The following is a 357-nucleotide window of genomic DNA, read 5'->3' as shown; positions in this document are numbered from 1 at the left end:
ACGCCCGCGACCTCGCCGGGACGGTCGTCCTGGTCGGCGTGCCGACCCCGGACATGAAGCTGGAACTCCCGCTCATCGACGTGTTCGGACGCGGCGGCGCCCTCAAGTCCTCCTGGTACGGGGACTGTCTGCCCGAACGCGACTTCCCGCTGCTCGTCGACCTCTACCTCCAGGGCCGGTTGGACCTGGACGCCTTCGTCTCGGAGACCATCGCGCTCGACGGGGTCGAGGAGGCCTTCGGTCGCATGGAGCGCGGCGAGGTGCTGCGGTCGGTGGTCGAGTTCTGATCCCGCTCCGCCTCCCGCGCCCCGATCCCCCGGACCACACCCGGTGATCGGGCGCGGGTTCGCGGCGGGC

1 pseudogene is annotated in these 357 nt (G+C 71.7%); it reads left to right on the top strand.

Going from position 1 to position 357, the window contains the following annotated elements:
- A pseudogene (locus ADK55_RS21040) lies at positions 1-287 on the top strand (S-(hydroxymethyl)mycothiol dehydrogenase); the annotation flags it as partial.
- Positions 288-357: the final 70 nt, after the last annotated feature.

This window comes from Streptomyces sp. WM4235, from assembly GCF_001279725.1.
In the GTDB taxonomy this organism is placed as follows: Bacteria; Actinomycetota; Actinomycetes; order Streptomycetales; family Streptomycetaceae; genus Streptomyces.
This window is presented reverse-complemented; position numbering and strand designations above follow the sequence as displayed.